22 protein-coding genes are annotated in these 21521 nt (G+C 48.1%); 19 read left to right on the top strand and 3 right to left on the bottom strand.

Translation table 11 applies throughout. The annotated features are described in order from the left end of the window. Positions 1–199 precede the first annotated feature (199 nt). The 3 genes from terL to B4F91_RS09310 all read right to left on the bottom strand — a co-directional run bounded on the left by terL (position 200) and on the right by B4F91_RS09310 (position 2759). Complete coding sequence (terL, locus tag B4F91_RS09320; protein WP_157686030.1) at positions 200–1798, bottom strand: phage terminase large subunit; 1599 nt, start codon at positions 1796–1798, stop codon at positions 200–202. 115 nt (positions 1799–1913) lie between these two features. Then, the gene (locus tag B4F91_RS09315) at positions 1914–2420 is read right to left on the bottom strand and encodes a hypothetical protein (RefSeq protein WP_288635642.1); all 507 of its coding nucleotides are present in this window, start codon (positions 2418–2420) and stop codon (positions 1914–1916) included. Further along, positions 2421–2759 (bottom strand): hypothetical protein, encoded by a 339-nt coding sequence (locus B4F91_RS09310; RefSeq protein WP_288635640.1) that lies wholly within the window; start codon positions 2757–2759, stop codon positions 2421–2423. A gap of 268 nt (positions 2760–3027) precedes the next feature. On the opposite strand from B4F91_RS09310, the gene B4F91_RS09305 reads away from it, so the two are divergent. The 19 genes from B4F91_RS09305 to B4F91_RS09215 all read left to right on the top strand — a co-directional run bounded on the left by B4F91_RS09305 (position 3028) and on the right by B4F91_RS09215 (position 21477). Further along, positions 3028–4503, top strand: a complete 1476-nt coding sequence (locus B4F91_RS09305; RefSeq protein WP_288635638.1) for a hypothetical protein — start codon at positions 3028–3030, stop codon at positions 4501–4503. Positions 4504–4581: 78 nt separating this feature from the next. Continuing rightward, positions 4582–5019, top strand: coding sequence for a hypothetical protein (locus B4F91_RS09300; protein WP_055253376.1), 438 nt, complete (start codon positions 4582–4584; stop codon positions 5017–5019). Positions 5020–6919: 1900 nt separating this feature from the next. Continuing rightward, positions 6920–7495 carry a pentapeptide repeat-containing protein gene (locus B4F91_RS09295; RefSeq protein ID WP_345774510.1) on the top strand — a complete coding sequence of 192 codons (576 nt, stop codon included), beginning with the start codon at positions 6920–6922 and terminating at the stop codon, positions 7493–7495. Further along, on the top strand, positions 7492–7893 hold the full coding sequence (locus tag B4F91_RS09290) for a hypothetical protein (protein WP_288635636.1): 402 nt from the start codon (positions 7492–7494) through the stop codon (positions 7891–7893). Before B4F91_RS09295 ends, B4F91_RS09290 begins: the two co-directional genes overlap by 4 nt. A 241-nt stretch (positions 7894–8134) precedes the next feature. After that, positions 8135–8638, top strand: a complete 504-nt coding sequence (locus tag B4F91_RS09285; RefSeq protein ID WP_288635635.1) for a hypothetical protein — start codon at positions 8135–8137, stop codon at positions 8636–8638. A 24-nt stretch (positions 8639–8662) separates the two neighbouring features. Next, complete coding sequence (locus B4F91_RS09280; RefSeq protein WP_055253361.1) at positions 8663–8944, top strand: hypothetical protein; 282 nt, start codon at positions 8663–8665, stop codon at positions 8942–8944. 65 nt (positions 8945–9009) lie between these two features. Beyond that, entirely contained in the window at positions 9010–9393 is a 384-nt protein-coding gene (locus B4F91_RS09275) for a hypothetical protein (RefSeq protein WP_288635632.1), read from the top strand. Beyond that, positions 9393–9866: a hypothetical protein gene (locus B4F91_RS09270; protein WP_288635630.1), complete on the top strand. Its 474-nt coding sequence runs from the start codon at positions 9393–9395 to the stop codon at positions 9864–9866. The genes B4F91_RS09275 and B4F91_RS09270 overlap by 1 nt, the downstream gene beginning before the upstream one ends. Before the next feature lie 74 nt (positions 9867–9940). Next, positions 9941–10519, top strand: coding sequence for a hypothetical protein (locus B4F91_RS09265; protein ID WP_055253354.1), 579 nt, complete (start codon positions 9941–9943; stop codon positions 10517–10519). After that, complete coding sequence (locus B4F91_RS09260; protein ID WP_288635627.1) at positions 10516–12567, top strand: DNA polymerase; 2052 nt, start codon at positions 10516–10518, stop codon at positions 12565–12567. Before B4F91_RS09265 ends, B4F91_RS09260 begins: the two co-directional genes overlap by 4 nt. 81 nt (positions 12568–12648) lie before the next feature. Beyond that, positions 12649–13377: a hypothetical protein gene (locus B4F91_RS09255; RefSeq protein ID WP_288635625.1), complete on the top strand. Its 729-nt coding sequence runs from the start codon at positions 12649–12651 to the stop codon at positions 13375–13377. Between the two features lie 2 nt (positions 13378–13379). Continuing rightward, positions 13380–13739, top strand: coding sequence for a hypothetical protein (locus B4F91_RS09250; RefSeq protein ID WP_282337485.1), 360 nt, complete (start codon positions 13380–13382; stop codon positions 13737–13739). Positions 13740–13741: 2 nt separating this feature from the next. Next, positions 13742–14131, top strand: a complete 390-nt coding sequence (locus B4F91_RS09245) for a hypothetical protein (protein ID WP_288635624.1) — start codon at positions 13742–13744, stop codon at positions 14129–14131. A 333-nt stretch (positions 14132–14464) separates the two neighbouring features. Further along, positions 14465–17122, top strand: coding sequence for a primase-helicase family protein (locus B4F91_RS09240; RefSeq protein ID WP_055253347.1), 2658 nt, complete (start codon positions 14465–14467; stop codon positions 17120–17122). A gap of 217 nt (positions 17123–17339) precedes the next feature. Beyond that, positions 17340–18374 carry a PD-(D/E)XK nuclease family protein gene (locus B4F91_RS09235; RefSeq protein ID WP_288635622.1) on the top strand — a complete coding sequence of 345 codons (1035 nt, stop codon included), beginning with the start codon at positions 17340–17342 and terminating at the stop codon, positions 18372–18374. Beyond that, on the top strand, positions 18364–19749 hold the full coding sequence (locus B4F91_RS09230; RefSeq protein WP_288635621.1) for a DEAD/DEAH box helicase: 1386 nt from the start codon (positions 18364–18366) through the stop codon (positions 19747–19749). Before B4F91_RS09235 ends, B4F91_RS09230 begins: the two co-directional genes overlap by 11 nt. 31 nt (positions 19750–19780) lie before the next feature. After that, entirely contained in the window at positions 19781–20152 is a 372-nt protein-coding gene (locus tag B4F91_RS09225; protein WP_055253339.1) for a hypothetical protein, read from the top strand. Between the two features lies 1 nt (position 20153). Next, positions 20154–20582: a hypothetical protein gene (locus B4F91_RS09220; protein WP_288635619.1), complete on the top strand. Its 429-nt coding sequence runs from the start codon at positions 20154–20156 to the stop codon at positions 20580–20582. A 190-nt stretch (positions 20583–20772) separates the two neighbouring features. Beyond that, complete coding sequence (locus B4F91_RS09215; protein WP_055253336.1) at positions 20773–21477, top strand: hypothetical protein; 705 nt, start codon at positions 20773–20775, stop codon at positions 21475–21477. Positions 21478–21521: the final 44 nt, after the last annotated feature.

Genomic DNA, 21521 nt, shown 5'->3' with positions numbered 1-21521 from the left:
CTTGTCGCGTTGAGTTTCAGCTCCTCTTTGATGGGTAGTATGACTAGCTTATGCCACAAGCCAATCACGGCCACAAAAAGCGAGCCTAACGCGATTATCTGTTTTATAGTTTCAGCGTCCAAGTTTCACGACCTGTTGTTGTTATTATTATTTACTGTTAGCCAATAATAACAGTAGCACTGTTAATTCTCAATAAACGCTAAGCAGCCATACCACTTTTATGACGGCCTCTAGTGCCACCGCCAAACTTACGCAATTTGTCCTTAAACGACTTTTTAGGTTTGGGCTTCTTCTCGTTACGAATACCAAATAGCATGAGCATTTGACCAATCCAAGCCAACGCATCCACTTGGTCATCATTAGCGCCTAACGGGAACTTAAGTAGCTCGTTCTGTAGCGAACTCATCCACGGTGTCGACTCTATGGTAGGGAAAATAACCTTGCCCTGTTCCATACGACCCTGTATCGGCCTAGCACGTGTACCTTTGTCTGCGCCGCGTGTTCTAAGCTTCTCGTAGCGAAGTGAGATACCACGTTCCTGCTCGGCCTTTTGAATGAACGGCTCTAGCGTTAGCTCAATCTGGCCTGTCTCGATACCAAACAGCTCAGGGTTATACTTCGTCTGAATCTCAAACATACGGTCAATGATACCCAACGAGTTCCATCGGCCACGTATCAGGTCAACAATCCAAATATTCTGCTTACGGTCGATACCGACTACCACAAACACACTGTAGTCCGCCGTTTGCTTTGTAGAGATAGCCAAATCAGCCGCTGCATACAGACGCATGTCCTCCAACGGTGGTAGCTCGCCAATCTTGTAGTAGCGGAACATATCACGCGTGAAGAAGTCACCGTCCTCAGACACTGGCCTTTGCTGGTAAAGCGCCTCCCAATCTCGCGGTATCATGGCACGTTTTATACGACGTAGCGCGGGTAACGGATAGCGTTCCTCGTGTAGCGCCTCGCCCTTCTTACGGTACTTTTCGTCCTGTGTCGCGATAGCTGGGTACTCAACCAAATCCCATTGGTCTACGTCCTCTGGGATAGGTTCGCCCTTCTCCTCAGCCTCCTTTTTCGCTTCCTCAAATACGTTTAATAGCCAACCCGCAAGGTCATCATCGTGCCAGCGAGTCTGAATTATCAGCACACCGCCCCCTGGTGCAAGACGCGTGTAGAATGCCGATGAGTACCAATCTTTTACCTTTTGGCGGGTAACTTCCGACTCAGCTTCTTCACGGTTTTTTACGGGATCGTCAATGATACCTAAGTGCGCACCACGACCCGTTATCGGACCACCAACACCAGCCGCAGTGAAGCCACCACCTTCTGTAGTCATCCACTTTTTAACGCTCTTGGTGTCTGGCGATAGACGTGTTTTGAATGCTGCCTTGAACTTGTCGGTGTCCAGTAGGTCACGACACTTACGGCTAAAGTCCTCTGCTAAGTCGCCCGAGTACGAACAGGTGATAACCTCATGCGTAGGGTTACGGCCTAAGTACCAGCTAGGGAATGTTTTAGAGCCTATTTCCGACTTACCGTGTCGCGGTGGCATCGTAATCATCAGCCGTGGCGATAGGCCGTTCTCAATGTCCTGCGCGAATTTCTCAAGCCGCATACAAATATCGGCATGAACCCAGCCTGGCATGTAAGCGTCATTATGCCGCTTAATGAAGGGTAAAAGACGACGACGAACCAGCTCACGTTCAGCAAGCTCTTTCCTAGCCTCAAGCTCTACGTTAAACGCCTCTATTTCTTCCTCTCTGACGCGTTTGAACTCATGTTCGATTCGTTGCACTGACTCTTTGTTAGATGGCCTCACAAACGTTCCCAGCTGCTTTGCGCAACTTAGGCAGTGTTTTTGGTCATACATTTCAAAGTGAGGAACAGTGCGCAAACATTCATGGCAATGCTCAGTCCTCATCGTGCGCCACCTTATACTCATCAGGCGACAATTGAATATCTTGTCCAGCCATTTTGAGTAGTTGCTCATCGTCCATAGTTTCCATCTGGCTACGGTTAGTGATGTTAACTTCGACTTTTTCAGGTGTTGCTAGGCCATGCAGCTTAACGAGCGAATCCACCGCACGTATTTCTTCCATCGCTGTCGCTGACTTGGCATGCGCCTCAAGATAAAGGGCTGTTGCGTCGTCCTTGGTGAACTCAATAGCCCCCGCTTGGACTGCAACTTGCCTTTGCATTTCGCGCATGTAAGAGATTGCTAGGTTTATGTCCTCACGTTCAGATAGCTCAGCCACCGCCCTTGCTGGGTACTTATAGCCAGCCGCACGAGCCGCCGCAGAAGGATTAACCCCCTGAGTGCGGCGTTGAACGTAGGTTTCTTCTTGTGCTGTTAGGCGGGCAATGCCAAGCGACGCATAACTCCCGCTAAGCGTTGATAGTGAATATTCCCCCGACATTTACTCACTCCAAACTAACGTGTTGTCACCAACAAGTTCCCACTGAGCAATATCAATATCGAATGGTTCACGTACGAGGATACGTACTGAGCCGTAGTCAACGCCACCCATGCGGCACTCGCCGACGTACACAACGTTAGGCGGTTTCTTAAGATTTAGCGTGTCCACCGCCGTTCCAGCAAACATACCTAGCGGGATAATGAGTTTAAATTCTTGGGGGTTGCTTCGTGGCGTAACCACGTACTTTGTCTCAAGCTCGCTAGCAGTGTTCATAAGCTCTACAGCGGTGTTACGCAACGATTCAACAAGGGCGTTTGTTTTCATTATTATTAGCCTCACTGTTATTTTTTATAATAGTAACACTGTTAGGATTCACCGCAAAAAATTTAGAAAAAAATATATAGCAAATCGCCCTGTGATACCCCCACCCTGTTCGTTTTTTGTCCTGAATCGCTTGCCGCGTTTTCTGTGTCTGTGGTTGGTTGTTCATATGTATGTGCTTTCTCTCAGAAGGCGCGGTCGGTTCGGATCGAGTTTGATTCGAGTCATTCATAAATCGGGACGTTGAACCTACTTAGGAGTCCCAACAACATAAAAGGTAAACATTATGAAAAACGTACTTATCTCTAACGCAGACACTAAAGGTTTCACAGCTAACGGCCAAGCAGCACTAAGCATGTCAACCTCAGAGCTAACGAAACAAGCAGTGCTAGCAATAGATGAGCTATCAACGGTATACGGCCACCGTACGAACTATGTGGTACGTGGTATCGCATGGGCTATCAAGTCAGAGCTAAACAAGATGGTGCGCCAAGCGGACAACACTATCGCAACGTCAATGGCACTGGCAATCAAGGACGCAGACAGCGAGAGAATACGCAAGATGAGCAGCGCAGTGACCAGCGTGGCTGATTGGGCTGAGGAGCTGTTCAAACAGTATCAAGGACATGCTCAAGTGCTTAGTACGCTTGGTGACTACGTGTTCGAGCTTCATCCATTCCAACGCGCTATCGAGGCTACGTTCGAGGTTAACAACGACCTTGATGATGGCTTCTTAGAAGATGGAGAGCTTAACGACCTTGCAGACCTTGGCTTCTACGAGGAGGACGATGAGGCCGCAGAATGGCTGGCAGAGAATGAGCTAGTACATGATATGCAGCAACACGACCTACACAAGCAAAAGGTCAACGTAACACAAGCGATGGATAGCGAACGCAAGGTTGTGTACGAGGACGTGAGCAAAGAGGAGTGGATTGATGACCGCCTACACAGAACACCTGACGAGTGGACACAAGGCGCTCAATACGGTGCTTGGGCAATCATGAAGCAACTACGTGGTAGAGCCATTGCGGATAAAAACTACGGGCTTGTGGTTGAACACATCGGTGATATACCAGAAAAGAGCATACCATTCGCTACCAAGTGCATGCGCAAGGCCATCGACTTCTCAAACAAAATCGAACGCCTTGAGGGTAGAAAGCAATACGTACTCGACCAAATACACAAAATGGATAACACAAGCGAGGAGCTAACAATCGCTGCAATGTCTAACGCAGTTCGCGACGACGAAGTTACAGAGGTTGATAAGCTACTACGTGAGACACGTATCGTACACGCCTACCTAGAGCACTACGCAGCAGAGTTCCGCAAGTTGCTAGACCTTGTAGAGCTAGACACGCCAGTTCGCGTCTACTCATCATACATGACCTTCGACCCTATCGAGTTCCTAGTGGCGCAGATGGTTAAGAAGGCTGGCTACACAGGAACACGCGTTAGTCCACGCAAGCAAGCTGAGTTCCAAGCTGACGCATACCGACTGCTGGGCAACCCAACAACAATCGAGTCATTCACAACTGACGACGGTGTTGAGTTCTGGGGTGTTCATTTCACACAAGGTAGCGAGAAGAAGCTGGCCGAGGCTGCTAAAGAAATAAGCAAAGTACGCGCAATCCAATACCGCCAAGACGAGTTGGCTGCAAGAGCTGCGAAGCTTGAGAAGCTAACGAAATCAACAGCAATGCGCAATAAAAAGCCTACTAGCCCGTTAGAGCTAGAGGCTATCACAAACAAATTTCTTTTCTAAGATAACTTAGCTAAGAAACTACGAGCAGGGTGCGGGAACACCCTGCTCATTTCTGAAATATAAAAGAGGTAAATATCTATGTCAACCAACACATTATCACTTGATTCATTATTCGACACTGACGACTTATTCGGTAGCGCTGCTGCCTATGAAGCAACACTTAACGCCCTAGATGCACCTGTGGAAACAGAGGAGGAGGAAATAGAAAAAATCCGTATACGCGCCTACAGCGAGGAGTATTACCAATGGATAGGCAAACGTATACCTACACCCGAGAAAAGCCCTGAGATAAATGCTGTGGAGGCGATAGTTGAGTCTGTAGCTGGTACTCACTGTAAAGCATGTAACGGAACAGGTCTGTACCGTATCCACAAGCACAACAAAGACATTCCATGCGCCAAGTGTGCTGGTAAAGGTAAAGTGACGGCTATTGACGAAGCGCGTAGCCGTGCATACGCAGCACGCCGTGCTAAAGGTCTAGCGATGAGCACAAGCCACACTGACTACTTACACTAATAGCTAGTGTGACAGTGAGCCCTGGTCTTTAGCCTCTAAAGCCTAGCCTTTCCCTCTAACCCCCTACCGAGTGACCTGCCCTGCTAACACTCACCACCCGCGCCACATGGCCCCAAAGTATGTTGTTCTGTTATCCCCTACATAGTGAGAAGTGAGGAAGGTGAAGAGATTAGACCTTTTGTGTGAGGACGTGAGCAGTGAGGACGTGAGAAGTGAGGACGTGAGGATCGTCAAAGGAAAAAGGGCGAGTGTCGGATGGCAGAGGACGAATAGCAGATGTTGGTCATCAATCAGATTCCACGGATAAGAAGGTTTGGAGAGTTCGATAGCGCAATGTGGACAGGATTGAATTGCATTCTGCTTGGAGAATGGGCTGATGTTGGGATTAAGGGAGCTTAGATTTCGCTTACAGACGTTCCACTTAACCTCAACGCTTAGTACGCTAGTACAGCCCGCTACGCTCCTACGCTCGTTCCTCGCTCCGCATGTCCTGCGTCCTGCGTCAAGGTAGATTCCACGACTGACACGAAAGTCCAAGCAATCACCCTTAATCCTGCACATAAGCCGGAGTCGGGTTCTGATGCTGAATTTATTTTTACGGGGGTCTTAGACGACAGAAATTAAGAGGTATCCGAACGACAGAGGCCATTCAACGGGGGGCGCGCACTACTCGACGGTCACTGCTCAACACTCAACACTCACCGACCACCGACCGACACACATCACTTAACAGAGACCGACTGCTGGTGAGCGGTTGGCACATAACACAGAGCAACCATTACAGACGGGAGAACACGATGCAACCGATAAACGCTTTACACAGACGACTGCTAGCGAGTGGCTATTCAATACTGGACGGGATAGCGCTGAGCTGGCATGCGATTGGCGACTATGAGTTAGCGACCGACCTAGCGCGTGAGTTGGGAGACCTACGACTTGCGGCGCGATTAAAGCAGCAGGTATTGAACATCACGTATCAATTGAAAGAGATTGAGCGTCACATGCAGATTAACTTACAACGCGCGGCATAGGAAACAGACTGATGGGCATGAGTACACAGGACATGAGACAGCGAGCGGGTACGGCGAGGCTAGCGGCGGAGCAACAACGGGCGGCATGGCAACGGGCGATGAACGAGGGATTACCGGCGAGGGCTAGGCATCACGCGGAGCAGGCTGTGCGTTTTGCGAGGGAGTGCAGACAGCTGATGGCGCGGTCGGGTGCTGTATATTGGTAGGCGATGGCGAAAGCTGGAAAGCGAGTGACATATAGCGCTTATTTATCAGTGACTTAAGACACAAAACTTATAATTGTGAGCCTTTAACGACAAATGAATGGCCTACGGATGGGCATTCTTTGGCGGTTGTTGGGGGATGGAGGACAGAGGTTGGGGATTGGCAAAAGTGTCCACCTTTTTAGGCCACCTGTCCACCTTTTTTCAGCACTGTCCAAGGGGGTTGGACGCCCGAAAGCAGCACCAGCAAAGGCTTCAGGCCAAAGTGTCCATGTTGTCCAACTTTGTCCATACCTCTTATTATATATTTATTATTAATTAATACTTATTAAAGAGTAATAACAAAAAACTTTTTCTCAATGCTAGGTATCCAAATGTTGGACAACATGGACAAGGTGGACAGCCCCCTGTCGGGCGACGATGCTATATTCTCACACATGCGTCCTAACGGGGTGCGGGGGTTAATGAGCACTCACTCAAAATTAAAAATAAGTGTCCACCTTTATTTTCAAACTTGGACACCACTTTTCTAAAGCTGGACACTTTGTACAAAACATGAACACAGGTCATACCAGCGCTCAACAAATGACCAGTAACTACTAAATTCTATTCTTTAACGCCCACTGACGGGCAAACACCATAAAACCATAACTTTAGGAGACTGATATGGAACAAGCACAAACTAACATGCAACGCGTAGAGCACGGCGTAGACTTCACGACACTAAAGACAGCGGACAACGACTATTCGAAAGCGGTGTTCATCGACTGTAACTTTGAGGGCATGGACTTGTCGTTCGCCAACTTGAAGGACTCATCATTCATCAACTGTAACTTTAAGGGGGCTGACTTATCCTTTGCCTCAGTGCAGTCGGCCACCTTCCGTCACTCAGACCTGACAGGTGTTAACGTTTACGCCGCCTGTATGTACAGCGCGAACCTTGAGTCATCAACGTTTGACCCAAGCGATGTGAAGTCTGTTGACCTACGTGCAGCGAGACTGCCTGCCAACTACTATGTGCTAGACCGTGCGCTGCCAAATGGCGACCCAATCACTGCCCTGTTGACACCGACCGCACTGCGAGTGAACGAAGAAATTGCAGTACACAGCGTATGGGAGGAGCTGGTTGACGAGCACCCTGACGAGAGCTATCGCAAGGAAGTGAAAGCCCTGTTGACCTTCGCACGTACATTACGCGCACCTTCTGTCGCAGAGCCTGTAGCGCTTGAGGAGGCAGCATGAGTGCAACGGCCTTTCGTCGAACAAGACAGTACCAGCAGCCCTACTTTGATGTTGGTCAATACAAGTTCCAAATCAAAGGCGCGTCATTGAATGGCGCAGGCGACCCAGCGATTAACATGCAAGTCGTAGAGTCCTTCGATGGCCGTCGGGTTGGCGTGTACTACTACCGTAACTTTCACCTTAGCGCAGCAACCACCCCTAAGTCGAGAGCCTTGTGGGAGAGAAAATTGGACATGCTTCTTGGGGCTTTAGGCATTCGAGACCTGTCTGATTTAGGTGAGCTTGTCGGGCGTACGGTATTAGTAGAGTTTACGAAATCGGGCTTAGAGCCGCTGCCCAACTTCTTACCGCCGGACAAAGCTGTTCCCTTGTTTACCAACGAGTTACAGGCAGCTTAGACCACTTTATTTTTAACAGCAACACTGTTGACATACGTTAGCAGTGTTTATATTATGCGGCCACTTTTTTAAGCGGAGACACTATGAAATCAAGGTACCACCGTCGCGTCGAGCAACGACTTACGCGCACCGTTTTGTCGTGCGCCGCGATAGTAGTGTTACTGTTAACCAGCGCGTTAGCATTTGCTACTAAATACTAATAACCACCCTTTAAACACGAGCAAAATAAAAGGACAAACCAATGAAACACATGATAGAGAACCTTGTAGCTATAGCGAAAATCAAGAACGCGATGGAGAAGCACGAGAGCGACCCTAAAGCGCTTGAGAAGATGCCGCTTTATGTACCAATCACCTCAATACTGATGGACGATGCGCACACAATGGACCGCCGAGCGAAAGTGTTAGCAGCGACCGTCACGAGCTTTGTCTCAGAGAGCGCACCCGCCTACAAAGACTTCAAGCCAGAGCATGTAAAAGAGGCTATTTCGGGCGCATTTGACGAAGCAATCAACATTATCAGCCAGCTAAGAGACCGTATTGGAGATGACGAAAGCTTCAAAGCGATTGTGCTGCGCAACTATGAGAACGACTACAAGGACATTGGCGACGAGCCAGAAGATGATGAAGGCGTGACCGTCGAGAAGGTTGACGCGAACCACCCATTACACGCCCTATTCAAGCAACTAGCAACAGAAATTGAAAAAGCAAAGCGCGATACAGACGCTGTTCGCCCTCTGCATTAGAGTACAAAACACGGAGTACCAGTCATGTTTGGAAACAAAGACCAATTAACCAAATTAGAAGAAGCAATCACCGAATTACAAGGCCAAGTGCGAGCTTTAGCACGTAACACCAACAAGGCACACAATCGTATCGACCAAGCCAATCTACGCACGGCGAACATTGAGCACTACACCGGTATGCGTTCACACAGCTTTGAGAAAGGCGGCCGTATGTGGGATTACATGCAAATCCACAAAGACATAGCCAGTGGCACACGTCCTAAGTCACTGTTCGTTACAAAACATCGTATGGCGCAAGCAGCATGACACAGTTAAGCAAATATCAGCATACAGCGAATCGGATACTTGAACTTGAGCCTTTTGATGTGGATATGGTTTGCTTCTCAAATATCTCTAACCACTCAAGCCTAGAAGATTTAAGACACAGAGCCAACGAATGTGGGACGACATTTTGCATAGCGGGACGCTTAGCACACATAGACGGTTTCCCCGATGAGTACTGGTGCGAAGATCACTTTAACTTTACAGGATACTCGACAGAACTGTGTGGGCACAGTCTCATGAGCGAAGAGTGGGACTTCCTATTCAGCATGAATTGGCCTGATAGTCTACAAGCAGCGAAAAGGCGTGCAGCCTACGTTCTTGAGCACGATGCCTCCCCCTGTAAGAGTGAATGGGAAGATAAATGGGGCTATGGAAAAAAAATGAGTTACGACGACTACCAAGTATTAAAGCAACACATGGGAGCATTTTAATGTCACGTTTTTCAAATTACACATTAGAGCCACACGACGTAGAGCGCCTAGAGCTGGCAATCGACCTTTCGAGCATTGTTGAAGATGCGGTGGAAGATGGTGACGACATTAGCGAAATCTTACGCGATGTGAGCGACGACAACCAAATGGAGTACGCTATCGACTTCATCGAGCGTCATATAGGCAACCAAAACCTTTACATCATGTTTAACGAGCGCACTCAAGCACACGTTGCTCGGCGCTTTGTAAACACCCTGTCAAACTGCATCACTGGCGATGATGACGAGACAGAGCAGCAGCGCCAAGCCAACCGTAAGGCACAAATTGACGGGCTTACGATGGGGCTTGAAATGATAACCAAAGAACTAGCGAATGTGCGCGACTCAGAAGGCTCTACACACGCCGAGCGACTAAAAGCACATGACAGGCTAAAGGCCATACAATCGGCTATCGCTGTTTTAGAATCACTTTAATTAACAGTAACACTAATAATTTAGCGAGTAGTGCTTTGCGCTACTCACCCTCTAACCAATACAGGTATTTGACCATGAAAAAACTAAAACTGGGCTTACGCCTTAATGCCTATAACCGTCGCAAGATAGCCCTTGCTGTTGTTAACGCACAGATTGGCGGACGCATAGAGAGCCTTAACCGAGAGCTGGCTGAACTAGGCCGTGACGTGTACGCCGCCCTATTCGATATGTACGGCATAGGTAACTTGTGTGCTGACGGTGAGGACGTATCAACCATTATGGACGGCACACTACCCGTTGCACCTCACATCACTGTTACAAGCGCTGACAAGGCCGACATTATGAACTTGGACTTTGGTGGTGAGAAGCCTATCCCTTACTGCTACCAAATTGGCAACGTGAACGAAACACTGTTTAACGACTTGCCGATGTTCGAAGAGCGCATCATGGGCTTATTCCCTAAGAGTGCCCTTGTTAAACAGCAAGCGGAGGAGATTGAGCTTAAGATGATCAAATACCTTGAGACCCACAAAACGTTACGAACGGCTGTTGAAGAAACGCCAGGGCTCGCTGACATTATTCCTGAAGAATACTGCGAAGAGCAAAAAGAAGGTAAGTCATTAGACAGCATCCTACAAGGTGAAGTGGCATGAGCTGCTTCACTCAAGACGACAAACTAGCGCTGGACGTAATTAAAAAGGCGTTCGAGCTAGACATAATTGTATTCCTTGATTGGGAGACGTTCTACAAGTCACGTGCGAACAATGGCTCTAAGTCATTTAGCTTAAAGTCGATGACGTACCCTGAGTACATCTATGACCCGCGCTTTCATGAAACTGGCCTAGGGCTGGTTATCGACCTAGACGAACACATTGAGTACGGCCACGGCGGTAAGTTCTACAACATGCAGATGCAGAAGTTGAAAGACGCTCGTGCGGATGGCCTACGTATCGGCCTAGTGGCTCATAACACGGTATTCGACGGTGCAATCTGTAACTGGCGCCATGGGTTAGAGTTCGACTTTTACTTCGACACAATGCTGATGCGTAAGTACCTAGCGGCGCATAGACCGAGCAGTCTAAATGCGTGTGCGAAGGACGAATGGCCTGACGACCCTGCCCTTCGTAAAGGTAACGACCTAGCGGACGTTGACGGTATCAAGTACGAGTACATTAGTGAGGAACAGCACGCGTCACTGGCTAAGTATTGTCGCCAAGACGTTAACCTAATGCGCCGTTTGTTCTTGGCTTACATACCGCGTATCGGTCTGGCGAACAGCACAGAGCTACGCGCCATGCACATCACCTTACGCGGGAACATTGAACCGCAGTTTGATATTCGCCACGACTTGCTTGAGGAAGTTATCGAGGAAGAAAACATCAAAGATGGTGAGGCGGTTGTTGAGGCTATTGAATACTGTTACGAGCAAGGGTTTGATGATATTACACCGAAAACTTTCAGCTCAAATCAGCAGTACGCGACATTGCTTGCGGGTCTTGAACTTCGTGTTCCTAAGAAGATTTCTAAGACGACAGGCCTGCTAACCCCTGCCCTTGGTAAAGGCGACCCTGAGTACATTCGCCTACAGATAGATAACCCTGAGTATGCGGTGCTGTACAAAGCACGTGAGCGTATGAAGTCGACTATCGCCAAGAGCCGTGCAGAGCGAATGATTAGCGTGTCGTCCACCTTCCGCAAGCATGGGTTCACTGACGCATGTATGCCGTTTTTCCTTAATTACTACGGGGCGGGACAGACAGGCCGTTGGTCGGGCGGGCAGAAGCTAAACCAGCAGAATAACACTCGTGGTGGTAAGCACCGCTTGTCGATGCTAGCGCCTGATGGCTACCAGATTGGTGTGTGTGACTTATCGAACATTGAGTTACGTGTGAACTTGTGGTTCTGCGGCCAAGAGGACTTGCTAGAAAACTTCCGTAATGACCCGAACTTCGACCTATACAGTGACATTGCGACGGACATATTCAGCTACAAGGTGACGAAGAAAACGCACCCTGACGAGCGTCAAATGGGTAAGGCTGCGGCACTTGGCCTTGGCTTCTCAATGGGTTGGTTTGGTTTCCAGCAGTACCTTGCAAGTGGTCCGCTTGGCATGGAACCGATGTTCAAAGACGATGAGTTTTGTCGCAACGTAAAGAATGCGTATGACGTTAAGCACTACGCGATTAAGGCGATGTGGCACTTCTTGGCGAACACGGTCATGCCGGTGATTGTGAACGGTGGTGAGCTTCGCTTTGGGCCAAACGACTTATACATTGCACGTAAAGACCAAGTGGTTCTGCCGTCTGGTCGCGTTCTACAGTATAGCAACGCACGTTATAAGGGCGAAGAAACGCAGTCAGGTGTTTCGATGAAGGTGGTGTTTGACTCTGACAAGTACGACCGCTGGGGCAAGCCTGTTCCTAAATACTTATGGCACGGCCTGCTTATCGAGAACATAGCACAGGCGACAGCACGTGACATTCTGGCCGAGCAGCTTGTGAACGTAGACCGAGAGCTAGATGAGAAGTATCTGGGCTGGGTGATGGGTAGCGTTCACGATGAGCTACTTGCCGCTTTGAAGGAAGGCAACGAGGACGAAGCGTTTTCAATCATGGAGCGCAACATGTCAAAAGCCCCTGAATGGGCTATCGGGCTACCGCTAGCGAATGAAGGCGGTTACGCCAAAGAATATTCTAAGTAACGAACGTTCAAAAGCAAAGGGGACGGGTTTTGATATTTTCCTGTCCCCTTTTTTCACAAACAGATAACAGAGAGACAGAAAATGACAGTACAAGCCATAGCAGACAGCGCAACTAAGATACTTGAGGACATCGTAGCTGTTGCAGAAGCACACAACAAAACTGTGGACGAATTTAACGAAGCGGTTGACCACATTGAAGCTCTACAGGCACAGGTAGACGACATGCAGGCTGTCATTAACGAAAAGAATCGACTGCTTAACAAGCAGAGTGAAGTGATCGACAAAGCTATCGAGCACAAAGAGAAGGACCGAGCTGAGATACAACAATTACGTGCTGAGCTTAAGCTATTGCAACGCCTTGACCCTAAGCGTCTTGAGAAGGTTAACAAGACTCAGAAGGCGAAAATTGCAGAGCTTAAAGCGGACGTTGAAGCGGCTAGAAAGCAGAAGGTTGAGGCAATGAAGAAAGCCACAGACCTAGCGCGTACGATGAAAGCTGAGGGCTTTACACCGTTCTACCAAGACCCTGAAACGGGAAATAGCATCCGCGTGATTCCACACATGTACGTAAGCAAGGACAACGAATACAACGGTGTGCCTGATACCCCTGTTCTTGAGTTCCATCATAAAGCGCGTGGGATTACACGGCAAGGCGTACTGTTGAAAACAGGTGAAATCAATTGGGCAATGGCTCAAAACTCATCACCTACCGAGATAGATTCACAAATAGCGAAAGACCACATTTTGGATTACTGCAAACGCAACAAAGTGGCGACGAAGTTCATAAAAGAAATTAAGAAGGCGGCATAACGATGGCTAAACCAAATAACTTTGCGACAACTAAACCTACGGTAGTGCTACTTGTGCTACCGGACGACGAGCCTAAAGTGCTCAAAGATGACAACAACGAAGTCATGGTATTCCCTAACCTACGTAAAGCGCAGAAGCACGTAGCGAACAAGGTAGAGCCTGAGTTCCACCCTTTCATTGAGTATGCCAACGAAAAGCCTGTAATGGGCGCTGGCGACCGCGAGGAAACGAACAACCGCCGCTGCTTAAAGTGCAACGAGTTTCTACGCCCTAGCTACCGCCAAACTAAATCGATAATGCCTGACGGTTCAGAGCTGGCCGTTACAGAGCTAGATTGCCCGAAATGCGACTTAGGTGAGTAGCTATGAACAACCATCAAGAGTTTACGAGCGTAACTGCGGATGGCCTGTCATTCATTGGCGTGACGAACCCGACGCTTTACGAGGGCTTTGACCCAAAGCAAACGCCATCCGACCTTGTTGAGTACGCTGGCTTTATCCCACAGATACTATGCAACGGTGACGAGGGTAATACGTTTAAGCAGAACGTGGACAACAACTACGTTTATGGGCACAGATGGGGAGACCGAGCAACAATCGACGATGAGGGTATGTATCACTACCCAGAAGATGAGCCTCTAGCACCTATTCTAATGATACTTAACCCCCGCACACAGCAGCGAGCCTTTGTCTACCCATATGCATTAGTTGCCGTTCAAGACGAAGGAAAATGGATTACGACCCGACTGGATTAAATCTCAAACTGTAGCAGAGCGAATTTTAACAGTGATACTACTAAAATCAGTTTTATACCGCTGAATTTAATTAGTAACACTGTTAAAATGCAGAACCTGTTTACTAATAATTTAATTTAACGAGATGCCCGATTACATAGACAAATCAGTTGAGCAGCAGGAGTTAATGCTTGCTGTTCAGCTCGCAAATGCGAAGGTTAAGACCCCTCGCCTAACACCTAAAGAAGCCTGCTACAACTGTGATGAACCCCTAGTGCATGAGCCAGGCAGGTTGTTCTGTGACAAAGATTGTGCAGACGATTTCGAAAAATACCCAAGGGAGGCATAAAGACGATGAAACTACACTTTGTTTCCGCGCACAGCAAGATAGGTCCGATGCGTAAAACGATTGGCCTAGCTGATGGTAGCTCACGCTCGTACCCACTTGCTGCAAAATTAACGTCGTACGAAGCAGAGTTGAACGTAGAGGAAGAAGGCTTAGCAGGCTACCGAGAGTTGCTATTAGAGAACGCCCGATACGGTCGTGCGCTATACAAAGGTTTGTTCATTCGCCCTTTAGCACATGAATCGCGTCGGAACATGACCGACCAAGACGCTCGCACCGAGTTTATGGTGCTGGACGTTGACGGTTTGAAGTTAGAAGGTGAACTGAAAGACCGCTACCGCTCGTCAGATGTTAAGCAGGTTGCCGAGTCGGTGATAGAAATGTTGCCTACCGCGCTGCATGACGTTTCTTACGTAGCTATGGCTTCAAGCTCATTTGGCCTGAACCAAGATGAAGTGTCGGTTCACATACACTTTTTACTTGAAAATTCAGTGTCGCCCCGTGCGTTAAAAGAGTGGCTAACGTCGCTGAACTACTCACAGTCTGACATTTATAACAGGTTGAAGCTGACAAAGACAAAGACACGTTTAAAGAGTGTTATCGACCCCTGTCTAGCGGAGCCTGCCCGTCTAATTTATATCGCCCCACCTAGTTTTGGTCCTAAGCGCACTAATCCGTTTATCAACGATGACGAGCGTTTTGTGCTGGTTAAAAAAGGTAAAGAGTTGCTTAATCTTGACCCTTTACTTGAGGCCGTTCACGACAAGATGGATGCGATCAACCAGATACGTGATACCAAGATTAAGGAGTTGCAACAAGAAGCGGGGATCGTACGACACAAGCCGAAGTTTACGCGCATAAATGTCGATGGCCGTCCGATGAATGTTATGGCTAACCCGCCGACTGTTCGTATGGAGTTTGCGTACGAGGACGACGAGTTTGTTCGCTATAACGTAGGCGGTAGTAAGAACAATGCATATTGGGTTGCTCGCTCTAACCCAGAGGTGGTGCGTTGTTTCATACCTGATGAGCCCGCTTTCTTGTTTAAAAGCGCCGACGCGGAGGCATACGCCAAACATATTGAGAGATATGGTGAAGCGTACGAGGAAGTGAAGGACGACGAAGGTATCGTTCGCAAGGTTCAACGCTCGATGTTTATTGACCAAACATCTGACATGTATATGACGATGGAGTACGACAAAGAGAACGACGAAGTAGTTGAACTCAAAGAGCGTAAGAACGCGCAAATTGCTGCGGAGTGGCTAAAGCATTACGGCCAACTTGTTCCTGACCCTGTTCCTGCTATTCATGTGACCTTGGACCCGAACCGAGGTGAGACACGTTACGCGATAGGTGACAAGGACTACATAAACCGTTTCAAGCCATCTGTTTACATGCGTGACAAAACAACGCATGACTACCCTGAGACCCTAACATATGGCAACGCTTGGATGCTGCACTACGACTGCCCTGTCATTAGTGAAATCATCTTAAATATGTTGGGTGATGATATGGACTGCTTCGAGCATTTCATTAACTGGCTCGCGTTCATCATGCAGAAACGAGACAAGACACAGACCGCTTGGCTTGTCCATGGTACAGAGGGTACGGGTAAAGGCTTACTGTTTAAGTCAGTTTTACGCCCATTAATCGGCCAGCAGTACGTGGCACAGAACACGCTGCAAGGGATAGCCGACGACCAGTTTAACGGCTGGATGGAAGATTTAATGTTGTTGATGGTTGACGAGTTCAACATGCGCGGGGCGGCGAGCTTAACAAAAGCAGCGTCACTGTTAAAAACGCGTATCACCGAGCCAACCATGATGCTTCGTAAGATGCAGCAACAACAGCGAGAAGTTGTTCAACGTCTGAACTTCATCTTCGCGACAAACGACTTGGACGCAATGCCTGTAACCGATAAACGACGCTACAACATTGCACCGAGGCAGCAGAGAAACCTTGAGGCGCGACTTGAGTATATCAAATCGCACCGTGAGCATACGGACGAGTTAATTAAGGGCGAGCTACACGCCTTTGCCACTTACCTTCGCTCATTCAAGGTAGACACTCACCAATCTGGTTCAATCATCATGAACCAAGCACGAATCGACACGCAGAAAGCAGGTATGAGCGCATCTGATAGCTTCTTTACCGCGCTACGTGACGGTGATTTTGGTGCGTTCATAGGTATTCTTGATAAGTCGACAGCGAACCTTGAGCCTAAAGAGTTTGCACAGTTGACGCGTGTTAAGACATTCCTGACGGCCAACTTAGAGCACGTGAATACAGGTAAAGCATGTTACTTGCTGCCTGACGATTTACGCATGCTTTATAGCTATCTGGCGGGCAAGGAAATATCTGAAAACGCCCTATCGCGAATGCTATCTACGCACGATGTTGAGAAGAAACGTAAGTCTCGCCCTGTAGGTGCTAGAGCGCCCCTACCGTCGCGTCCGCGATGTGTTGAAGTGTTCTGGAACTACAACGACGAGGAAGTGCTTGAGGCTATTAAAGATGCCAACAGCACCCTGCCAAGCAACGTTTCATCAATCGACCCCGAAAAAAGAACCAGCGAGGACTTCGAGCGAGCTATGGCTGAGGCCAGAGCTGAGCTAGAAAAATCCGTTGAACCCGAAATATACTCAAATAATGGATACGACCTATGAAAAAGCCAATCTTATACACCGCCCGAGGATGTAAATTCTGCCCTGACGTTAAATCATACGCTGAACTAGCTGGCGTAGAACTTGATGTTGTTCGCCTCTCGGAAAGTAACCCACATGGCCTCCGCTCAGCGCCAGCGATTGAGCATAATGGTGAGATTTACATAGGGATAGACGATTGTGCGGCGTTCATTCGCCGCTTTGGGAAGGAGGCCGCGTAATGGACTTTGCTGCCAAACTTAAGGCCAAGGCCGCTGAGTCTGGTCAACAAACAATTCAAGGCAAAAGCAGTACGCCCAAGCCTTCGGACGCTGTGAAAGCTGATAGCAAGGAGGGTCTAGCAGCAATGCTAGGCGCTCGTGCTAAAGAAACAAAACAAAAAGTGGTTATCACGCAAGCACCAAAGAACAACAAGATTAAAAAAGCGGGAGATTTGAATGCTCTATCGGATGCACTTAAACAAGCGAAGCAAACGCGAGAAGATGAACGCGGCGCTATGGTCGTCGACTTCCCAACAGCAGCTGTCAAAGCCTGGTCATTCTCAACGCTCAAGAAGTTCGAAAACTGTCAATGGGCAGTCAAACTAGGCAAAGTAGATAAAATACCTGTTGAGTCTGGTGAGGCCGCACAACGCGGAACAGTCATTCACGACGGCTGCGAGGCATGGGTTCGTGGTGACGTAGAAGAATTGCCAGCGGACAACCGCACCAAGTTCGACCAATTCTCAGCGGACTTCTCTAGTCTGCGTGAGGACTACCGTGAAGGTAAAATCACGATGGAAGAAAATTGGGGTATCCGCAAAGATTGGTCGCCGTGCGATTGGGATGACGACGAGCTATGGGGCCGTGCGAAACTTGACGTGTTTATCCGTGAGAATGAAAACTCTTGCCGCATCATTGACTATAAAACAGGTCAGAAGTTTGGCAACGAAATGAAACACGCTGACCAAGGGCTAAGCTACGCGCTGCACACGATGCACCGATTCCCTGAGATTGACGTGTTTAAGGTCGAGTTTTGGTACTTAGATGATGGCACTAAGATGGTTCGCACGTTCAACCGTCGTCAACTGGGCATGTTATTACTTCGCTACCATAACCGTGCCAAGAAACTAACAACGACCAAAGACTTCATACCTAAAGCTAACGCGCATACCTGTCGTTTCTGTGAGTACGGCTGCAACACTAACCGTGATGGTAAAGCATACGGCAACGGCGCATGTGGTTTTGACCACTATCGAGGTTTAGATGTTGCATAAAAAAGAGAAACCGACATTTAAGCCGTTCGCCCACCAAGAGGCATTTGCTAACCTGTGGGGTCATAAAGAGCGCGTGTTGAACTTCGATGGATGCGGGACGGGCAAAACGCTCGCCTGCATTCATGCAGTGAAAACGTACTGGCCTGACGCGCGTGTTCTTGTACTCGCGCCACTATCCATTTTAACACCAGCGTGGGCTAAAGACCTGCGTTTCGGCTGGCCCGAAGCGACCTATGCTATCGCTGCGGGTACTGCCTCCAAAAAACGTAAAGCCTTCGAAGGTAATGCCCAATGGGTAATCACGAACCACGACACGGTTAAGATGATAGACAACGAGGGCTACGCGCCTAAATTCGATGTCCTCATTGTTGACGAGGGTGACGCCTTCCGAAACAGAACGTCCATGCGTTCCAAGTCAATTAACCGTATAGCAGGTGACATTAAGAAAATGGCACTTATGACGGGTACACCCTCCCCTAACACCATTCTCGACATTTGGCACTTAGCGTTCCTCATAGACCGAGGTGAGCGCCTTGGCAAAAACTTCTTTGGCTTTCGTCAACAAGTATGTGATCCACAAGTCATTGCGGGTGCGCCAATTGGGGCAACGAAATGGGTTGATAAAGTCGGTGCAGCAGACCATGTGACACTGATGCTATCTGACATTACTTCCCGTGTTGCGCTTGATGACGTTCAAGAGTTACCAGAGACCATTTACCGAGAGGTAACAGTTGAGCTACCTAAGAAGATACGCCGTGACTACGAGTTCCTAAAACGCGAGTCAGTTTTAGCGTTGGAGAGCGGCGAAATGCTGAATGCCGTCCACGCGGGTTCACGTATGCAGAAGCTACTGCAAACGCTGTCGGGTGGCGTGTACAACGAAGATGGATCAGTCATTAACGTACACAAAGAACGTTATGAGCTGGTGCTTGATTTGGTTGAAGAGACAGACCACACGCTTGTTGCGTTCAACTGGACACATCAACGTGACGGCCTAATAGCCGAGGCCAAAAAACGAAAGATTACTTACGCGGTAATAGATGGTGACACGCCATCATTGGAGCGTAACCGAATCGTTCATCAATTTCAGCAGGGCAACATTCAAGTGATTTTCGCTCACCCACAATCAGCGGGGCACGGTTTGACATTGACTATGGCGAATCGTGTTATTTGGGCAAGCCCTACTTATCGTGCCGACCTATACGAGCAGTTTAACCACCGTATCGTACGAACAGGCCAAAAACGTAAGACCGAGATTATTCATATTGCGGCTGAGGAAACGGTAGAAGAAGAAGTCTACCAGAAGATGCTCAACAAGCAGATGAACATGATTGACTTACTAAACACTATCGCAGGACTGTCGCAAGCAGCCTAACCACAACTTTTACATTATAGAGAGAACCATTATGAGCAACTTACCTTTAAACAAATTCCAAATCACAGCAGCAGACTTTGACCTTGAAGCGTTCAACGAGGCCGTAAAAGACGTTCGCCACACGCGCAAGCAAGTTGTTGAGTTCGGTAGCGACTTCGAAGAAACACGCGAGAAGTTAGTTGAAGCTGAAGAAGGTTTAAAAAGCGCTATGGCCGACTTGAACCTTGACGAGATAACGAAGCTAACCGCCGAGTGCAAACGACTAAAAGCCAAGTTGCAAACTACGCCAGTAACCAAAGTGCAAGCATTCGACGAAGCGATGGACAAGTTACACGCTTTCTTCGAGGCTGGTTGCCGTGTCCCAAAGGAATTAGCTGAAAACACAGAACAAGAGGCAGCATAAAATGTCAGCAGCAGAGAAGTTAAAAGAAGAATTTGACATATCAGATATCCCCGCTAGCGAGCTACCAGACCGTAAGGCTGTAGTTACCGAGTTATTTCGCGTACGTCGCGAGATAGCTCTAATAGAAGCTGAGCAATTAAAAGCCCTGAAAGAGCGTAAAACCGAGCTTGAGAACTACTTAAAGGCAACCTTAGAAGTAGGCGAAAAAGTGGCTTACGTTGGCATAGGCGCTGTATCTATGAGTGAAGAAACACAGCCCTCTGTTACTGATTGGGACGCATTGTACGAGCACATTAAAGACAATGATGCATTTTACCTTCTACAACGTAAAGTCAATGCAGCGCCGTTCAGAGAGCTTATTTCGATGGGTGACTCACTAGCAGGTGTAAAACCTGTTCAAGTGCGAAAACTATCGGTGCGTAAAAATTAATTAGTAACACTGTTGACTTGCATTAACAGTGATACTAATATTGCAGCCTCAACTGGTTCTCTCTATGTACTTGTTGTGGTTGCTTGCTAACCCCCTACTTCCTAGTCAGTTGTTGGGGGTTTTTCGATCAAACTATTTGATCCAATGACTCATTAACGATTAACGAATAACGAACATAAGGAATACCATCATGGCGAATAACACTAACGTAGCTGTTCAAGCGGAAAAATTCGGCGGTGTAGCAACTATCGAAGAACGTGGCGATTACGTTGGCCGTGGCTCAGAGAATGTAACCACAGACGATTTAGCCATTCCTCGCTTGAAATTGTTACAAATGATCAACCCAGAAGTAGAGCCTGGCAACCCTAAACAAGTTGAAGGTGCGCAAGCTGGTATGATCATGAACAGCGTTACAGAAGAACTGTACACATCGCTTTTCCTAATCAACTTAAGCTTTACAAAGAAAATCGTTGTATGGCGTAAGCGTAAATTAGGCGGCGGTATGGTTGGTTCATACGACACAGAACAAGAAGCCCTAGACGCACTAGAAGAACAAGGTCTAGCGGTTAAAGACCATGATATTTCTGAGAACCCTACTCACCTAGTATTACTGCTAGACGACGAAGGTAATCCGAAATCTGTTGCACTACTTGATATGCCGGGGGTTAAAGTCAAAAAGTCACGAATCTGGAATACCCTGATTAATGACGAAGAAAAACAAGGCAACCCTCGCTTTGGTTGTGTGTGGCAATTAGGCGTTGTGTCTGAGTCTAATAGCTCAGGTAATTTCTTCAACTACGACGTATCACTTGTAGCTCATGCTCCTGACGAGTTATACGATCAAGCTGTTGAAATGTATAGCGCTTTATTTGCTTCAAAGACCGAAGCAGCATAATAGCCCTACCACTTTAGGGCATTGGCCGACTCGTTTTTGGGTCG

It is taken from the genome of Pseudoalteromonas sp. UBA6610 (genome assembly GCF_002433295.1).
GTDB lineage: Bacteria > Pseudomonadota > Gammaproteobacteria > Enterobacterales > Alteromonadaceae > Pseudoalteromonas > Pseudoalteromonas atlantica.
The sequence above is the reverse complement of the archived record's forward strand: the minus strand, read 5'-3'. Positions and strand labels throughout refer to the sequence as shown.